15 protein-coding genes and 1 pseudogene are annotated in these 17,556 nt (G+C 42.4%); 10 read left to right on the forward strand and 6 right to left on the reverse strand.

The window, feature by feature from the left end; all coding sequences use genetic code 11:
* Nucleotides 1-720: pseudogene (locus tag HW45_RS30095) on the forward strand (winged helix-turn-helix domain-containing protein); the annotation flags it as partial.
* Between the two features lie 65 nt (nt 721-785).
* On the opposite strand, the gene HW45_RS25960 reads toward HW45_RS30095, so the two are convergent.
* Nucleotides 786-1,844: a hypothetical protein gene (locus tag HW45_RS25960; protein WP_006070227.1), complete on the reverse strand. Its 1,059-nt coding sequence runs from the start codon at nt 1,842-1,844 to the stop codon at nt 786-788.
* Between the two features lie 78 nt (nt 1,845-1,922).
* Nucleotides 1,923-2,327: a hypothetical protein gene (locus tag HW45_RS25965; RefSeq protein WP_006070228.1), complete on the reverse strand. Its 405-nt coding sequence runs from the start codon at nt 2,325-2,327 to the stop codon at nt 1,923-1,925.
* 293 nt (nt 2,328-2,620) lie between these two features.
* Between HW45_RS25965 and HW45_RS25970 the strand changes: the two genes are divergently transcribed.
* The 3 genes from HW45_RS25970 (at nt 2,621) to HW45_RS25980 (ending at nt 5,313) form a co-directional block, all read left to right on the forward strand.
* The gene (locus HW45_RS25970; protein ID WP_006070229.1) at nt 2,621-3,493 is read left to right on the forward strand and encodes an RNA polymerase factor sigma-32; all 873 of its coding nucleotides are present in this window, start codon (nt 2,621-2,623) and stop codon (nt 3,491-3,493) included.
* 42 nt (nt 3,494-3,535) lie between these two features.
* On the forward strand, nt 3,536-4,858 hold the full coding sequence (gene tolC, locus HW45_RS25975; protein ID WP_038230854.1) for an outer membrane channel protein TolC: 1,323 nt from the start codon (nt 3,536-3,538) through the stop codon (nt 4,856-4,858).
* 86 nt (nt 4,859-4,944) lie between these two features.
* Nucleotides 4,945-5,313 carry a hypothetical protein gene (locus HW45_RS25980; protein WP_038230855.1) on the forward strand — a complete coding sequence of 123 codons (369 nt, stop codon included), beginning with the start codon at nt 4,945-4,947 and terminating at the stop codon, nt 5,311-5,313.
* A 124-nt stretch (nt 5,314-5,437) separates the two neighbouring features.
* Here the strand turns inward: HW45_RS25980 and HW45_RS25985 are convergent, their stop codons facing one another.
* Both HW45_RS25985 and HW45_RS25990 read right to left on the reverse strand, forming a co-directional pair.
* Nucleotides 5,438-5,662 carry a hypothetical protein gene (locus tag HW45_RS25985; protein WP_006070232.1) on the reverse strand — a complete coding sequence of 75 codons (225 nt, stop codon included), beginning with the start codon at nt 5,660-5,662 and terminating at the stop codon, nt 5,438-5,440.
* 264 nt (nt 5,663-5,926) lie between these two features.
* Entirely contained in the window at nt 5,927-6,352 is a 426-nt protein-coding gene (locus HW45_RS25990; protein WP_038230857.1) for a universal stress protein, read from the reverse strand.
* Between the two features lie 331 nt (nt 6,353-6,683).
* Here HW45_RS25990 and HW45_RS25995 point away from each other — a divergent pair, with 331 nt between their 5' ends.
* The 5 genes from HW45_RS25995 to rsgA all read left to right on the forward strand — a co-directional run bounded on the left by HW45_RS25995 (nt 6,684) and on the right by rsgA (nt 10,193).
* The gene (locus tag HW45_RS25995) at nt 6,684-7,001 is read left to right on the forward strand and encodes an HPF/RaiA family ribosome-associated protein (protein WP_038230859.1); all 318 of its coding nucleotides are present in this window, start codon (nt 6,684-6,686) and stop codon (nt 6,999-7,001) included.
* A gap of 10 nt (nt 7,002-7,011) precedes the next feature.
* Nucleotides 7,012-7,683, forward strand: a complete 672-nt coding sequence (locus HW45_RS26000; RefSeq protein WP_051868405.1) for a ferritin family protein — start codon at nt 7,012-7,014, stop codon at nt 7,681-7,683.
* Nucleotides 7,684-7,695: 12 nt separating this feature from the next.
* Nucleotides 7,696-8,091 (forward strand): HdeA/HdeB family chaperone, encoded by a 396-nt coding sequence (locus HW45_RS26005; protein WP_038230860.1) that lies wholly within the window; start codon nt 7,696-7,698, stop codon nt 8,089-8,091.
* Nucleotides 8,092-8,100: 9 nt separating this feature from the next.
* Nucleotides 8,101-8,598 carry a DUF1269 domain-containing protein gene (locus HW45_RS26010; protein ID WP_038230861.1) on the forward strand — a complete coding sequence of 166 codons (498 nt, stop codon included), beginning with the start codon at nt 8,101-8,103 and terminating at the stop codon, nt 8,596-8,598.
* Between the two features lie 539 nt (nt 8,599-9,137).
* Nucleotides 9,138-10,193, forward strand: a complete 1,056-nt coding sequence (gene rsgA, locus HW45_RS26015) for a ribosome small subunit-dependent GTPase A (protein WP_038230863.1) — start codon at nt 9,138-9,140, stop codon at nt 10,191-10,193.
* A gap of 69 nt (nt 10,194-10,262) precedes the next feature.
* Here the strand turns inward: rsgA and HW45_RS28515 are convergent, their stop codons facing one another.
* Nucleotides 10,263-10,787 (reverse strand): CueP family metal-binding protein, encoded by a 525-nt coding sequence (locus tag HW45_RS28515; RefSeq protein WP_051868407.1) that lies wholly within the window; start codon nt 10,785-10,787, stop codon nt 10,263-10,265.
* Nucleotides 10,788-11,375: 588 nt separating this feature from the next.
* Here HW45_RS28515 and sstT point away from each other — a divergent pair.
* Entirely contained in the window at nt 11,376-12,593 is a 1,218-nt protein-coding gene (sstT, locus tag HW45_RS26025) for a serine/threonine transporter SstT (protein ID WP_038230864.1), read from the forward strand.
* A 69-nt stretch (nt 12,594-12,662) separates the two neighbouring features.
* Here the strand turns inward: sstT and HW45_RS26030 are convergent, their stop codons facing one another.
* Nucleotides 12,663-17,519 carry a VCBS domain-containing protein gene (locus HW45_RS26030; RefSeq protein ID WP_152559716.1) on the reverse strand — a complete coding sequence of 1,619 codons (4,857 nt, stop codon included), beginning with the start codon at nt 17,517-17,519 and terminating at the stop codon, nt 12,663-12,665.
* Between the last annotated feature and the right edge of the window lie 37 nt (nt 17,520-17,556).

Raw genomic sequence — 17,556 nt, forward strand, 5'->3', positions numbered from 1 at the left:
ATATGGTGCGGAATGACGGATAAACATCTTGATCGCAAATATCGAGTTACAGAAGACATGCTGAAGCCGTCTTTGAAAAAGTCGTTAGACGATTTGTTGGATTCATTTAATATCGAAATTGAAAAGTCACTAATCGCGGATTTGGTCGATGAACTTCCTAACGAAGCTGCATCAATTGAGTCAGCTTTGACGTCAATTGGCGCGTCTTATCATGACTATACTCATACCAGAGCCATTGAGCTCATTGAAGAGGCCAAAAAACTTTCGCCAGACAACCCTTACGTTGTCGCTACCGGCTATATTTTTAACGTGTCCAGAATGTACCTTGATCCGCCACACAACATGGCACAATATCTAGAGCAGTTAAACACAGAGACTTTGCTGAAGTTTGAACAGTTTGCTAGCGCCAATCAAACTACGCCAAGAGTTCTTGAAGCTAGTGCTATGATGGCGTTGACCAACGATGAACCATTGCAAGCGAAGACCATATTACAAACCATTCCTCATGAACGGCGCACGGTGTTTTTCTATATTTTAAATGCGAAAGCCTCAGAACTAACAGGCAATAGAGACGCGGCTGAAGAGTTCTATTACCACGCTGTCCTAGAGTCCTCAACTATTCAAGTTCTAAATCTATCTGAAGTGTTGTTCTTCAATAGCGACCTTTCCGATATCAAGAAAAAGGTAGAAACAAGCTTAAGCGAGAATGACGCAGTATAAGTCAAAAAGGGCAGCGTGGTTAATACCACACTGCCCTTCTATTTACGGAGGATTTGGAACAATCACTACCATCGATAGGTCAACATAGCCATTACGCTTTTTCGACCTTCACCAATATTAGCCTCAGCGGAGACACCATAGCTTCTCGCTAAGTTCCAGTTAAAGCCAACAATGCCTGACCAATCATTCGTATTGTACTGATCAATGCTGTAACTCAAGCCTTGGATATCTAACGCATCTGTTTCACTTGTTGTACCGGTGTTATTCATATACGAAACACCAATGTATGGACTAAATAGACCCCAGTTTTCAATGTGATAGGACCGTCCTACACGAGGGCTCACAGCAATGGTTTGACTCGATGTACGACCATCATCAGTTTGAGACCATGTATAACTGATTGGTAACACACCAAAGTATTCCCCAAAACCAGCAACAAAGTTCGTCGATATTCCATAGTTCCAACCCTTAAATTCTGGAGAAAAAGATAGAGAGGGTAGGTTGTTCAATGCATTCGATAACTTGTCACCACAGTAGTCATTGAAGCGGTTACACGTCACTTTAGAATTCGCTAACTTGTCAGATAACGTACCAGGGAACACCGAGCCAGGTATTGTTACATTAAGATCCGTATTACCATCAAAACGCCCTACATGGGCGCCTACTTGCATGAATGGAAATAACCAAGCGGCTGCTCTTAGTTGCAATGTCGCAGTTTTGACATCAGGATTGCCAAAGTCGATTTGGTTTAAATCAACCACATCACCTAATGACACATTGCCTACATTAACATTTAGATTATTAAAGCCAATATTCTGCTCAGTATAAGTAGGAATAATCGACAATGAAAAAGGCAACGGTAAATCAAAGCCCAGGTCAATTGCATTCTGAGCGTAAAATGGAAGCGCATGTTGCCATTTCCTATCGAGCTTTTTCTGTTCTGTTAGCTCTTTAGTTGCTACAACATCACCAGTTCGTGTTGCATTTCTCGCTTCTCTTCGTGCCTGCTTAATATCCTCTCTCGATTGCAACCAAATATCTTCATTATTTGGCATTGTGCTATCCGCATAACTCGGTGAAGAAATAATGGCGAGAAGAAGTGTCGACAATACTGCCTTTTTCATTCTGATTACTCTTATAATGGTTAATATATCGTGATCATGTATGTTATTTAGTACTCACAAATATATTGAAAACTGAGATTAGTTAAGAATTGTGTAACCACGCTCTTTCATACAATTGCGCATAACGGTATCTTTCTCACTTTGGTAATTCGCTTCAGCTTGTTGTTTTTCAGCAGAACTGCCTAATACACCTGTTACTAAACCAATTCCTGCGCCAATTCCTGCGCCTTCTGAACCAGAACCACCACCAATTGCGGCTGCACCAGCACCTAAGGCAGCAGCACGTCCCATATGTTTAATCGTAGTGCGTCCTGTACCTTCAACATTTTGCTGTTGTACTTGGTCACTTAATTGTTGACATTGATACATATCTGCACTGTATTTCTCTTGGTCAATACCTTTTGTATCGATGATTAGATTATCGGCAAATACTTGAGGAGAAATAATTAAACCGATAAGGAGAGTTAGCTTTAGACTTTTCATGTTAATTCCAGCTTGTTGGTTGATTTACAACTACTCTAACTGAAAATTCCGCAACAAAAATCAACGTAAAATAAAGGTTAAATAATAGCTTTTTAAACCTCATAAAAATCATAAACCAGCTAGATAAAACCTCATAAAGAGGCGATAAAATCCCAATAAAAACACATAGTAATCCATTGTTTTATATGTAAAAAATAAAATATAGCAGAGTCTAATTTATCCATGATTACAAGTGGTAACTCATGACATAAACTTCTCGAAAATTCTAATTCAACAAATACATCGGAGAAGAAATGTCAGCTTCATCATATTTCACCAATGCAGAGTCTAAAGATAGTCTCTCGCACTATTTAGGCTCTATTAGCAAGTATCCATTACTTAGTGAAGAAAAAGAAAGAACACTAGCTAATAAAGTAGTTACAGAAAATTGCTCACAATCGTTAAATGAGCTGATACTGCCTCATTTAAGATATGTTGCTTACATTGCCAAAAATTTCGTTGGCTACGGTATGTCTACTTTAGACATTATTCAAGCCGGCAATGTTGGACTAATAAAAGCAATAAAGAAGTTCAACCCTGCTCGAGGAATTCGATTAGTTTCTTTCGCTATTCACTGGATAAAGTCAGAAATTAACGAATACATAATCAAGAATTGGAGCATGGTAAAAGTTGCAACAACGAAAGAACAGAGAAAATTATTTTTTAACTTGAGAAAGCACAAAAATGATTCTGGCTGGGTAAGTGAAGAACAAGCGAAAGATATTGCGAAGAATCTAAAAGTACGAGTGAGGGATGTATTTGTAATGGATGGACGACTATCTAATAAAGATAAACAGTTAGAAAGTCATAATTATGATGAAGAATTTCACTGCCCATATACTGAAGACAATTATTTTCGCGAGCATCGCGACGATTTCGCAGACAATCATGAAGAAGAAAATTGGAGTAACCACCTATCTTCTGAGCTAAAGATTGCAATACAAAAGTTAGATGAGCGCAGCAAAGATATTATTTTTCATCGATGGCTAACCAACGAAAAAGCCACACTGTCAGAGTTAGCAGACAAGCACCAACTATCCGCTGAGCGAATTCGTCAAATTGAAGTCGCCACGTTAGCAAAGCTAAAGAACCTAATGGGTCACATACCGATGGCTAACGCAGCCTAACACTGTCATTACAACAATATTAACTACCTTTACGGCATTAGAATGAAAAACACATTTAAAATTACACCGCTTATTTTATTAGCCATAGCTAGCTCGGTAAAAGCGGATACTTTGACTGAAATCTACAACTTAGCTAAGCAAAACGATCCTCAGTTACTTAAAGCTTCTGCACAAAGAGACTCTGCCTTTGAAGCCATTAACTCTACTCGAAGTGCACTACTACCTCAGATCGACCTAACAGCAGGCTACGCGTATCAAGATAGCGATCGTCACACAACCGACGGAAGCACCACGGATCTGAGCTTAGGATTGTCCCAATCCATTTATGATCGAAGCAGCTGGATAGCCCTCACTATCTCGGAGAAAAGTGCCCGTGAAGCCGATGCACGCTATGCGTCTACACAGCAACAAGTCATCTATAACGTCGCCGAGGCGTATTTTAATGTATTGCGTGCCGAAGATGACCTACGGTTTATTCAAGCCGAGAAACAGGCCGTGGCAAAGCAACTAATGCAAACCGAACAACGTTTTGATGTTGGTATTGCTCCAATCACCGATGTACAAGATGCACGAGCGCAATATGACAGTGTTCTAGCTCAGGAAATCCAAGCCAAAAACAATGTCGAGAACGAATATGAAGAGTTGCGAGCAATTACAGGACAACAAGCGAGTAATTTGGCTGTGTTAGATACTGCTCGCTTCTCTACTTCGTTACCAAGTAAAAACGCTGATCAACTCGTCGCACAGGCGACAAATGAGAACTTAGATCTTTTGGCAAATCGCATTCAAAAAGATGTTGCCAAGGAACAGATCTCTCTCGCTCAATCTGGCCATCTACCGACTATTTCACTGACATCGAACTATAGCTATACAAAAAACTATAACGAACCTAATGACCCAGTGACGGGTGCACAAATGGATGACGATGAAAACCTATTTAACCTAGGAATTTCGATCGATTTACCAGTGTACTCTGGTGGACGCATCACATCTGAAGCCAAGCAGGCTGAATATCAATTTGTTTCTGCGAGCCAAGATTTGGAATCAACGTTCAGAGAAGTACAGAAAGATGTTCGAGCCATTAATAATAATATTCGTTCTTCCATCGGTTCTATCCAAGCCTATAAACAGTCAGTTATCTCTGCGGAATCAGCCCTTACCGCCACTCAAGAAGGCTTTAATGTTGGCACCCGCACTATCGTCGATGTTCTAGAGAGCACTCAGAACGTCTATCAAGCAAATAAGAACCTGTCTGACGCACGCTACCAATACATTTTATCGCAAGTGCAGCTCAAACAAGCGATAGGAACTTTGAGCGAGCAAGATATCGTAGACATCAATGCTGGACTAAAGAAGGTCAACTAAAGCAGTTCCTTCATCAATTACGCCCATCCATTGACTGGTATGGGCATGTTTTCTACAAGGAACATGAACAAAACTTCGGATTAACAATGAAAATAACAAGTAAAAACGTGCAGCTCTCACCTAAAACGACATCACTTATTGCAGATAAATATCAACACTTAGTGGACCGTAATTTAGACCTACTCTTTAGTCGTTGTGAGGTCGTCTTTCATAATGGTTTTGGCGATTATGAGGTGTCGTTAAAGGTACACTTAGAAACACAATCTTTCTATGTCCTTCGCACTGATTTGCTACTCGATAATGCTATTGAAGACGCTTTTCTGTCGCTATATTACAAAATCGAAAAATATGAAAACAAGTTAGCCACTAAACAGTTTTTTCGTTCTAAACTTCAGAAAATTCTACGATTTTTTAGTAGCGGCAAGGCGAGGCGTTCAGCAAAAATCACTTACTAACGTTGGGTTGGATTATGCAAGAAAGATGGATGTAAATGAGCTGGGTGGTTTATGGATAAGAAGAGTCGGCATTATAGGATTGATGTTTCCGATAGCCTCGCATCCTGCGAGGCCGATGATCGACTTAGCTGCCAATTAAGTTGAATAAACTCGCATCATATGCCGCTAACATCTTTTCAAACAGTCCAATCGGGACTGCGTAGTAGACTAACGTATTCTTGGACAATACAGCAATTGCATTACCATCACATTCATTCAATACTTCAGTGGGCTCACTGTTCATTCTTTTAGTACACGTGCAGTAATCACCTAAGATTATATGTTCATCAACGCCCACTTCGCTCGACATATCTTTACCTCTTTACATTGTATTTAGAGCAATTGTTCTAATAATTTTCTCAATACATTTAACTTCATGATAGTTAATGTTTTTCCACAAATGACTGCCATTTTGAGAACTCAACCAAACTAACGCCGAATGATGTCTCCATAAGCATAAGACAGATGACATGCTGCTTTTCCATATGGCTGAAGTCGACAGAAGCGAGAACAGGCGTTGATCAGTGGCTCACCGCATTTTTATCAATGAGTTAAAACATGCGGCAAATTAAACCTAAGAAACGAGCAACACATCTAAACCTGCTGCGCTTCGCATGCTTCTTTCTAACGTTCCTTCCATATTGACCACACTATGATGCTTGCCCAGTATAATCAGGTCAGCGTCCACAATTTCGATTACAGCATGCATCTCCCGGCTAACATCACCGTTTTTAATGTAGATATTTTCCTTCGAGATCGGGTAGGCACTCACGATAAATTCCAGCTCCTTTGTATCGTGTTTTTGCTCAAGTTCGGCAACAAACTCTCTATAAATATCTCCCCAGTATGCTAAAGAATATGGGTTGTATTCCACATTTGGGTGAACGTAAACCAGACTGATTGTCGCTCCTAAGCTAAATGCTAGGTCAGTGGCATTTTTGATGAGCTCAGCGTCACTATGCTCGAAGTCTATCGCTAAAAGTATATTTTTGTATTTCATATTACCTCAAGAATTTTCAATCTATTGATTGGTGAATTTTTAATCCAAACATTCTTTAAGTTAATACGAGGAAGAATCTAATAAATAAGTTAGCGATAATATCCTGATAGTATTTCCACTGGAAAGAACTGTTTTTTTAATAAAACCTAAAAAACCAAAACAAAAGCTAAACTCCCATCAACAAAACTACGTAACCAACTGTTTTAAAATGAATATTTTTAATTTATACAGTGTTTACCTACTAATGATTTAGAGGTAAGCGGTTTGTTTTAATATTTTGCCTCACCTAAAAACACTAATACTCACGTATCTATTTTAATGGGAAATATAAATGCAAATCACATCTATGCACGTTGATATCACTCCATCTATGAAAACACTTATCGAAGAGAAGTTTGCTCATATTCAAGGGCACTTTCATTCTATCGATCAGGAAAAATGCCATATTATCTATCATGAGAGTTATCGTCTGTTCGAAGTTGAGCTTACTGTACATCTCGATCATGAACAGTTCTTCACCAAAAAGTCTAACGCGACATTCGCTATTGCTCTGCAAGAAGCGACCCAAGCAGTTTTACACTCATTAGAAAAACACAAGACTAAGCTGTCTGCTAAACATCAGAACCATCACCACAACGAACCAATGTAACGGCCTGCCAATGATAGAAAAATACCAAACATATCATTGCAACCTGTGTGGCAATGAAGTCGAAGTGACATGTGTTGGCGGTGGTCAATTGACGTGTTGCCAGCAGTCAATGCAAGTGAAAGAGATGGATAGCATCTCTACCTATCTTAAGAAAGCCTTTGAAGGCGAGGCAGTGGCGTTTACGAAGTATAACTTGTACTCGAAGCTCGCGCGAAAGTCAGGCTATCACCATATCGCTGATCAGCTTGCACATATTGCCGCCAATGAACTGGTACACGCCAAACTTCATTTCAAACATATAGAACAACGCACGTTAGGAGCTCGCTTAACCGATATTGCCGCTGCGTTAAAAGACAGCATCGATGGCGAAAGTTTTGAATCTGTCGCGTTTTATCCTGAGTTGTCTGAACTATGCAACTCGCACGGTGATTCAGTAGTCGCGGATCACTTTCTTAATATAGGGGCGATTGAGAAAACGCATGATGAGCGTTTATCTAATTTACTCTATCGACTTGAGTCAGGTTTTGAATTCGAGAGCCTAATACCAACTGAATGGATTTGTGAAAAGTGTGGTCACACACACATCAGCCCCAAGGCATTCGATGAGTGTCCCATTTGTCACCATGATAAAACTTATCAAAGACGAATGGCGGAAACTAGCCACCGGATTGCGATTTTATAGCCAGGAGTAATTTTGAGTAAACGTATAAAAAAACTCGTTTTTGAGGGAGTCGTAGGCTTGTTTTCTCTGGTTACGATTTTGGCTTATGCCGCAAACGCTCAGCCAGAAAATACTGGTGAAATGACACTTTCACAGCCAATTGCTACAGCTAGTTTTGAGTCTACTATGACGTGTTCAGAGTTCCTCGAATTAGACTACGACCTGATGCCTGTAACGTTAGGTTACCTAGTTGCATGGAATCATAAATCCAATAGTGAAGTGCAAGTGTTCGATATCACTCAATTAGATGCTATTGAAATTGATGAAATCGTCGACCAATGCCACAAAGCTCCTGCTGCACGAGTACACAAAGTTGTCGCAAAGCAGCTCGCTGATGCTAAATCGGAACAAATCGAAAAATTACTATAGGTATCAATGATGAATAATTCTAACGTTGTCGCAATTGCGCACACACATCTGGATGCAAAACATATTGTAACCACCTTAGTCGACCAGGGATTTCCTATAGAGTGCATATCTATCATTGGGAAGGGCTATGAAACGGAAGAGCACGCTACCGGTTTCTACAACACAGGCGACCGCGTCAAAAACTGGGGGAAAACAGGTGCCTTCTGGGGCGGGATTTGGGGCGCACTTGTGGGCTCTGGCTTATTTTGGTTACCGGGTATCGGGGCGGTTGTTGCCGCTGGCCCCATTGTGGCTGCTGTTGCAGGTGCTGTTGAAGGCGCTGCAATAACAGGTGGAGTAACAGCCATCGGTGGAGCATTAGCCAGTATTGGTATTCCAAAAGACACCATTGTCAAATATGAAACCGCCATCAAAACTGACAAGTACTTAGTCGTATTCGATGGTGAAAGTGAACAACTAAAAAAAGCACGCAACTTTGTCCAAAACCACAAAGGCAGCACACTTTAATCCAATCGGCACATGGATGTGCACCTCCTATATATTAGCTATAGTCATTTGATATGTTTCATTTTATTTTTTTGTTATTTAAATTATAAATGACTTACCACCATTTGATGCCTTTGCTCTATGACAAAGTTACACTCTCTCCCGTACTGAAACAGGTTGAGAACCATCATTAGGTAGCCGTGATTTCTACTTAATGATGGTTTGACACCTTTCTAATTGAAGTCACAATTTTACTCCAACCATACCCACTGCATTATCAACTACTAGCCTTTTCTGATGTTAGTGCTATCATCGCTAACGATGACACCTAACCAAACACTATCTGGAGGAATTTGATGATTGTAATGCGTACCCACTTGGTAAAGTTGGTTTAATAAAGCGAATTAATTAGCAAACAACACTCTCATTTCGTTTAGAAATCGATCATACTTTACCCGGTGTTCCTTTACCGGGGTCTTAGTGCACCCGCACACACTTACATCGGTAAGTACCTGACCCTATTTAAAATTGCATATTTTGTGTATTTTTAGGTACTAACAATGAGTTCTATTTTTACCCATCCAATCTCAATTAACGAACTTGGTTGGAAAACATTTTTTCAACAGCAACTGACATTAGAAGAATACGACGGTATCGTCCTAGGGCGCGTCATTGCGCATCATCGCAGCGGATATGTTGTCTGTACGGAACAACAAGAGTTCCATCTAGAACATCACATTCATTATCCTCAGATGACGGTTGGTGACTGGATTTTACTCGATGAACAACATCGATTTCTTCGCCTTCTTGATCGCCGTTCTTTGTTCAGTCGCAAAGCGCCTGGTTCAAAAGTAGATGAGCAATTCATTGCCGCCAACGTAGACACGGTTTTTATTGTTTGTTCGCTCAATTACGACTTCAATCTAAGTCGGATAGAGCGTTACCTCACTCTGGTGAATGAAGCGAGATCCGAAGCGGTTATCGTGCTAACCAAAGCAGATCTCTGTAACGATGTAGATGACAAGCGACAACAAGTACAAGCGCTTGACCCATTCTTGATCATAGAAACTGTGAACGCACTGGATAGCGATACGTTACAAGGATTGCGCTCTTGGTGTGGCAAAGGACAAACCGTTGCCTTCATGGGCTCATCTGGCGTAGGTAAATCCACCTTGGTTAACAGTCTGATGGACGACCAAGCACAGGCAACAGGGTCAATTCGTGAGGATGATAGCAAAGGTCGTCATACTACGACGTCACGCTCGATGCACAAGATGCCAGAAGGCGGTTTGTTACTCGATACCCCTGGAATGAGGGAAATTCAGCTAACCTCGAGTGAAGAGGGATTAGCTGAAACGTTTAGTGACGTTGAACTTTTGGTCGAGCAGTGTCGATTTAGTGATTGCCAACACACCAATGAACCCGGCTGCGCGGTGCGTAAAGCACTTGAGAATGGAGATATCGACGCAAGGCGCGTAGATAACTACTTTAAACTCATGCGAGAACAAGCTAGAAACAGCGCTTCATTAGCGGAGAAAAGAAGTAACGACAAACAACTTGGCAAGTTTTATCGTTCTGTTCAAAGCGAGAGTCGACATCGTAAAAAAGGCTATTAGCATTAGTCATTTAACGTTGTAAATATGAATCAAAAGACCGCTTTTACGCGGTCTTTTTTTGATAGAGCTTTACGATACACTTTCTAATTTCATATCAGTAATACACGTATTATCCATAATACTTGTTCCTATCACTTTGGTTGCTTTCTTGCCTTTATAGTTCACTATAATCTCAAGGTGTTCTCGGTCCCTAGGTAACCATAAGTCAATGAATCCGTTAGGATTGGTTTTAGCCATTTTGAATAAGAGCTGCCGATGACTATCCTTATCATCAACGGTGACGCCCATTTTCTCGTTTTGCAACTCACCTGTACAACCCGTCGGTAAGTGCATATCACAAGGGTGCATTTTGTTTAGATAAGGTGCAATTGAGACTAGGAACTCTTTCTCAAGTGGTACTGCCCCAAGGCTACCATCTTTGAACTGTCCAACAATCTTTGTTGGTTTCACTTGAATAGAAGCTTCACCAGTACGAAACATAGCATTCGCCTCGTCTAGCGCTTCATGAGGTGTCAGTTTGGAAAACTCTGATCCTTGGCTCGCAAACACACCAAAACTCGCTAGCATTGAAGCAACTAAGATTAATCTACGCATCGTATTCACCCAAAGAAGTAAGCAAGAGCGAATACAACCACCCCAATGATTGCAATGTATTTAAGTGCAGTGCCCATACTTGCTCCGCCGCCTGCTGGCGCTTTATTACAACATCCCATGATGTTCCCCTTCTGTCGTTAGCCTACGAACCAAACTAACCTTTACCCTAAGGGGAGGGTCAACAGAGAATATTGATAAAAATTCATATAAAACAACCTAGTATCTGATAAATGACATTCCATTTATGATCATTTCGAATGGATTGGCTGTAGAACTGGGCAGATGAGACACACAAAAGTCCCTCTAGAGTTTTCATTATCACGCTGATGTTTTGAATACTGTGTTGTACAAAAACATCAATCAGATAACATTTATCAAAACAATAAACTNTAAATTGCAACAAATACCACAAATTTTATCTAAAAATAAATTATATGTAGACACATTAATTTGCATGGATAATATAAAACGCGCAAACACACTTTTTTACAAAATAAAGCCGACCAATCTTCGTCGAAAACTCTTATCTAAACGAATAGGAGTCGTCAAACGACATTAGGTCCGGCACCACTTATACAGGGATAAAAAATGCAAAGTTCTAGCTTGTTAGCTCGCTATGCCAATGGCAACCTGGTTCTCCAGATCCTAGCGGGTATCGTTTTTGGTGTTATCCTCGCACTCGCTTCTCCTTCAACTGCTCAAAGCTTCGGAATGCTTGGTAGCCTGTTTGTCGGAGCATTGAAAGCTGTTGCCCCAATTTTAGTCTTCATTCTTGTTGCAGCTTCTATTGCTAATCAAAAGAAAAACCAAACCACTCACATGCGCCCAATCGTGGTGTTATATCTAATTGGTACTTTCTCCGCATCATTGACAGCGGTAGTACTAAGTTTCCTTTTCCCAACGGAGCTCACCCTCGTTGCTGGTGCAGAAGGTGCAACACCACCTCAAGGTATTGCAGAAGTCCTTCACACGTTGTTGTTTAAGCTTGTAGATAACCCGGTCAGTGCGTTAATGAACGCGAACTATATTGGTATTCTAGCTTGGGCAATTGGTCTAGGTTTAGCACTACACCACGCATCTGATACGACAAAAGCAGTGTTCGAAGACCTGAGTCATGGTGTTTCACAGATAGTGCGCTTTATTATCCGCCTAGCGCCATTTGGTATCTTTGGTCTTGTAGCTAATACATTTGCAACAACGGGCTTTTCGGCACTTGCTGGTTACGCGCAACTACTATTCGTTCTACTTACTGCAATGGCGATCATTGCCCTTGTTGTGAACCCAATCATCGTTTATGTAAAAACCAAAGAGAATCCATATCCACTTGTATTCCAATGCCTTCGTGAAAGTGGTGTAACGGCTTTCTTCACTCGTTCAAGTGCGGCAAACATTCCAGTCAACATGACGCTCTGTGAAAAATTAGACCTAGATGAAGATACCTATTCAGTCTCTATTCCACTAGGTGCAACCATTAACATGGCTGGTGCTGCGATTACAATTACTGTGCTAACACTAGCAGCGGTTCATACTATGGGCATTGAAATTGATATCCTGACAGCATTGCTACTGAGTATTGTTGCTGCAGTATCAGCATGCGGCGCATCAGGCGTGGCAGGTGGTTCTCTACTGCTCATCCCTCTAGCATGTGGTCTATTCGGTATTTCGAACGATGTGGCGATGCAAGTGGTTGCTGTTGGCTTTATTATCGGCGTGATTCAGGATTCAGCAGAAACAGCACTGAACAGCTCAACAGACGTAGTGTTTACTGCGGCGGTTTGTAAAGCAGAGCAGAACAAATTGAGCTAACATTGTGCTCAAACAAAAACAAAGGGCTGCGCATCGCGCAGCCCTTTTTCGTTTTATAACGACCCGTCTCTACGGGTCTACCTTAATGATGCTCAAGTGGTCTAGCTGATTCAGTAACTCTGACTGATGATTTCCTTGATCAGTCATTACATTACTATCGGCAATACCCAAGTCATTCCATCCAATACCCTCAAGAGTGATATCCGTTTGCTCACCATTGTTGGTGACACTGATAACTGTTGTCGCTGGATCAGTGTTGTCGTTCGGATCATCATTAACCGTAATGGTAATGTTTCCTAGCAAATCACCTAAATTGTCGTGATCTGGCAACAAGTCCGAGATATCCAACTTATCATCACCAATATGGAAATCCGTTACGGTTTGCTCTGCAGGGTTGGTTGTGGTGCCAGCACCTTCCTCAGTAAACAAGAATAAATCAAAGCCGTCTCCACCGGTAAGAATATCGTTACCGCCACCGCCGTAGATAATGTCACTCTCATCCGTACCAATTAACGTCTCAGATGCTTCTGTACCAATGCGAATTTGGTCGGGTAGCGTGAGCTGCTCAGATTCATGTAGAGCCAGTAGCACCTCAGTTGGCGTCATACTGTCCACTTCCTGTTGAGACACACCTAGAAGCGATGTCAGTGTCACACCTTCCAATACAATAGACTGTAACACTGCCCCACTATCACTGATCTCAATAACCGTATCACCAGACTGCTCTGACACACTCAACTGGTCTGTTAATTGCTGGTCAGCTTTAAAGTCGACTGCAGTTAGGTCAACCACATCATGTTTCACGTTTGGATCAGTGGCTGCAAAGTCACGTACATCAAAGTCTTTAATCGTATCCGTTCCAGCGAGACTCGCTGTTTCCCAACGGAAAGTATCTTGCGAATCAGTGTCCACACTAGTACCACCGCCAATAGGAATAGAGTTACCAAATAGCCACTCATCATCCGAGGTTGCGGTAAGAATGTCGTCAAGCGAACTATCGCCAATCTGACCTTTGTTCCCCGTCACTGTGATGGTAATTGGCTGTACGCTATCACCACCAGGAGCGCCATCTGTAGCTTCAATATAGAACGTCTCTGTAGCAGTTTGGTCTCCAGTGAGTGCATTACTGCTGCCAGTAAGTAATACGTACGCCCACACGCCAGTCGCCACGTTGAATGTAAGCGTCCCATACTGGCCTGTTGCAGTAAATGTATCACCACTCAATGTCCCGTTACGCAACGAGCGAGTCACCGAAGCACTATCCACATCGGTGATGTTCACTGTTCCGGACACAGAATCAGTCACACCTTCTTGAACACCTTTTGCAAAATCACCAGTGATGCTTGGCGCATCGTTGGTGCCTTGGATGGTTACTTTGACTGTCGATACGGTGCCATCCACAGATTTCACGTTAAAGGTATCATCGACCGATTGGCCCACATTTAAACTATTGAATGACTCGTCTGCAATATACGTCCAGTTTCCATCAGCATCGATAGAGAACGTACCATGGTTACCTGCGACATTGGTCTGTTCCTGGAACTTATTGTCAGGATTGTCGATATCTAAAGAGGTTAACGTGCCACTTGTACTCAGCACTGCGTCTGTTTCCTGTAAGGTCACATCTGCACTGCTCACTGTAGCGGCATCATTAGTACCCGTGATGACTATCTTCACCTCAGAGGTAGTGCCATCAATAGAAGTCACCGTAAAGCTCTCTTCTGCTTTCTGACCTTCTGCTAGGTTATCGAAATTACTCTTAGCGGTGAATGTCCACACGCCCGCTGCCGTCAGGGTAAACGTACCTAAGTTACCCACTGTCCCATTTTGAGCAACAAATACGTTATTTGCATTATCAGGATCATCTGCCGTCAGCGTCCCGTTAGCCGTTAGTATGCTGTTACTTTCTGTAAGGTTCTCAGTAGCAGCACTAATGTCTGCAGCATCGTTGGTACCGTTGATTTTCACCGTAACAGTCGATGGTGTGCCATCAACAGAGGTGACATCGAACGTTTCTGAGACGCTTTGACCAACGTTTAAATGATCAAATGACTCTTTAGCAACAAATGTCCAAACACCATTGGCATCAATACTGAACGTACCGTACGTCCCTACTTTGCTGCTAGGCGTAAAGGTATTATCCGCGTTATCAACATCACTAGACGTTAAGGTATCGGTAATTGTCAATGGAGTATCCGTTTCATCTCGCTCCACAGAGCCAACACTTACCGTAGCGGCATCATTGGTACCCTCGATCTTCACCGTCACACTCGTTGGCGTTCCATCGATAGTAGTAACAGCAAAGGTTTCTTCAACACTTTGACCAACATTCAAAGAATTGAATGCTTGGTTAGCCACAAACGTCCATTCGCCGTTGGCATCGATACTAAACGTACCGTATGTGCCTTGCTTATTGTTTTGAACCGTAAACGTATCGTCAGGGTTATCGACGTCCGTTGAGTTGAGATTGCCTGACATCTGCAGCGGTGCATCGGTCTCGGCATGAGTTTGAGACTCAGGAGCAACTATCGCAGCGTCGTTACGGCCTTCGACCGTGACTTCAATTGTCTGCTTGATTGCATCGCCTTGAGCCACACCACCAACCAAGCTCTCAATAAATAGGTCAAAGTTTTCAGTGACTGGACCATCGTTAAGACTGTTGGCTTTATCTTGGTCTAGTACGTACTCCCACTTGACACTTTCCGGTGTATCTCCTGCAATTAGCTTAAGCGTACCGTACGTACCTTGGATTTCCGTCACCATACCGGAGTTACTCAAGCTATAGCTGTGAGTATCGTTATGGTCAACATCAGCGATCGTCACCACACCATTAGCCGTGCCAGATTCTGCGCCTGCTGGATCTTCATGTACGGTTCCAGTGGCAACGGTATTTGCAGCAACAATGGTTGGAGCATCGTTGGTACCTGTCACTTGGAAATTGACAGTAATAGTATCTGAGGCACCGTGTTCATCCGTGACTTTCACTTGATAGCTCAGTGGACTAGACAGCGTTTCACCTTCTGATAAATATTCAAAATCACCAGTAAGATTAAAGGTCCAAGCTCCGGTCACCGGATCGACCGTCAATTCGCCTCTTGGATCACCAGAGACTACTTGCCAGTGATGGCTATCCGCCACATTAACAGTATCAACATCACCAGAGTCAAAGTTGCCAGTAAGCTGCGTCGTGGTGTTTTCCGTCGCCATTTGTTCGCCAATATCCACGATTTGCGGTGCATCGTTGGTACCGACAATAGTGATATTAATGACATGTTCGTTGGACTCTTCTGTTGCCGTTACGCCAGAACTGTCTGTCGCGACAACACTCACTTGAATAGTTTTAGTCTGCCCTTTGGCTAGCGCATTAATCTCTGGATTGTTCTCGTCAACCACGAACTTCCAGTTACCGTTGTTATCAACAGTGAACGTACCAAGATTTGAGTCTTGTTTTACAGAGAAGGTATGAGTGTCACCAACGTCAACATCGGAGACCGTGACTTTACCTGCCGCGGTGCTACCCAAAGCATCACTTACTGAGCCTGAAGCCGAGCCTGATACGGTTGGTTGATCGTTAGAACCGACTACCGTCACTTCTACTTTTTGAGTCACTTCAGCACCGAATTGATCGGTTGCGCGTATTGTGAACTCTTCCGTTACCGTGACGCCTTCACCTAATGATTGAACATGAGGCTTGTCGTTGAATAGAACGTATTTCCATGTATTTGTAGATGGGTCGACAACAAAGTTACCGTAAGTACCGTTTAGGTTGACTGGATCAAGGGTAACGACATCGTTAGTGTCAACGTCATCCAAATGGATCTGCTTGGTCACTGATACTTCCGCACCACTGAAGACATCTTCCGTAACAGAACCATTATCGGTCGTCATCGTTGGAGCTTGGTTATCCCCTTGAATATTGATCGTCAGAGTTTGAGTCGCCGTCTCACCTTTAGGATCCGTAACGGTTACTATCCAAGTTTGCTCAATGCTTTCATTGGCAGCTAGTGCGATGATATCTGGATTGGTTGGGTCGACTTTAAAAGACCAAACGCCATTCGCGTTAAACGTCAGTGTGCCGTAGTCAGAGTTCACGTTACTTTCTGCAATTGACCAAGTATGTTGACCTCGATCTTCCACATCCACATCATTGACCGTGAGTCGACCAGAAATTCTCTGATCTGGGTCATCCGCTACAATCGTTTCTTCTACATTAGCTTGCAATGTTGGAGCATCGTTTTGACCATGCACATTAACGACAATTTCTAAGGTCTGAGGTAAGCCATTGTCATCTACTATGGTCTTACCATACTGGTCAACCGCGTAGACTTCGAATACATCCTGACGAGTTTCACCTTCTTGCAACGATTGTACTGCTTGGCTGTCATTATCTAATGTAAATTCCCATGTGCCATCTTGATTGACCTTGATGTTGCCATACGTGCCGCTTCCATCCACTAAAGTCCAACTAATTTGATCACCCAAACCTAAACTTGGATCAAGCTGTAAGGCACCTACACCATCTGAAGTAATCGTAACCGTTGAAGGTCCTACGCCTGTCTCATTTTGATCACCGTTGTCTTCATCAGCACTAAAGGTTTCAACAATGATTTTGGCATCCCCTGGATTAGGATTATCGACATCTTCCGCTGAACCGACGATTTTCACTTTTACTTCACGTCGGTCAGAAGCAGTACTAGGGTCTTCATTAGGATCAGTATCGGTCACCGTTACGAAAAAGGTGTCAAAGACTTCTTTCCCGGCAGGAAGTTCTACACCAGGATCTAGAGTATATGTCCATTCTCCAGTATCCGAATCAATAGTAAGTGTTCCGTAGGAACCCGTTGGGTTGCCATCAATAGCCCATTGATGAGTGTCCCCGAGATCAGCATCATCTACTCCGAGCAATCCAGAAATCGATGTCGTCACATCCTCTTGAGCCTCACCAAGCCGGCGACAGAGTCGC

The organism is Vibrio sp. ER1A (assembly GCF_000733315.1).
GTDB classification, from domain to species: Bacteria; Pseudomonadota; Gammaproteobacteria; order Enterobacterales; family Vibrionaceae; genus Vibrio; species Vibrio mediterranei.

Coding starts and splice junctions, on each gene's coding strand:
- HW45_RS25985 (WP_006070232.1), bottom strand. CDS start 5,662: ATGTCGAGCGAAGTGGGCGTTGATGAACATATAATCTTAGGTGATTAC.
- HW45_RS25980 (WP_038230855.1), top strand. CDS start 4,945: ATGAAAATAACAAGTAAAAACGTGCAGCTCTCACCTAAAACGACATCA.
- rsgA (WP_038230863.1), top strand. CDS start 9,138: ATGAGTTCTATTTTTACCCATCCAATCTCAATTAACGAACTTGGTTGG.
- HW45_RS28515 (WP_051868407.1), bottom strand. CDS start 10,787: ATGCGTAGATTAATCTTAGTTGCTTCAATGCTAGCGAGTTTTGGTGTG.
- HW45_RS25965 (WP_006070228.1), bottom strand. CDS start 2,327: ATGAAAAGTCTAAAGCTAACTCTCCTTATCGGTTTAATTATTTCTCCT.
- HW45_RS26010 (WP_038230861.1), top strand. CDS start 8,101: ATGAATAATTCTAACGTTGTCGCAATTGCGCACACACATCTGGATGCA.
- HW45_RS25970 (WP_006070229.1), top strand. CDS start 2,621: ATGTCAGCTTCATCATATTTCACCAATGCAGAGTCTAAAGATAGTCTC.
- tolC (WP_038230854.1), top strand. CDS start 3,536: ATGAAAAACACATTTAAAATTACACCGCTTATTTTATTAGCCATAGCT.
- HW45_RS25960 (WP_006070227.1), bottom strand. CDS start 1,844: ATGAAAAAGGCAGTATTGTCGACACTTCTTCTCGCCATTATTTCTTCA.
- HW45_RS26000 (WP_051868405.1), top strand. CDS start 7,012: ATGATAGAAAAATACCAAACATATCATTGCAACCTGTGTGGCAATGAA.
- sstT (WP_038230864.1), top strand. CDS start 11,376: ATGCAAAGTTCTAGCTTGTTAGCTCGCTATGCCAATGGCAACCTGGTT.
- HW45_RS25990 (WP_038230857.1), bottom strand. CDS start 6,352: ATGAAATACAAAAATATACTTTTAGCGATAGACTTCGAGCATAGTGAC.
- HW45_RS25995 (WP_038230859.1), top strand. CDS start 6,684: ATGCAAATCACATCTATGCACGTTGATATCACTCCATCTATGAAAACA.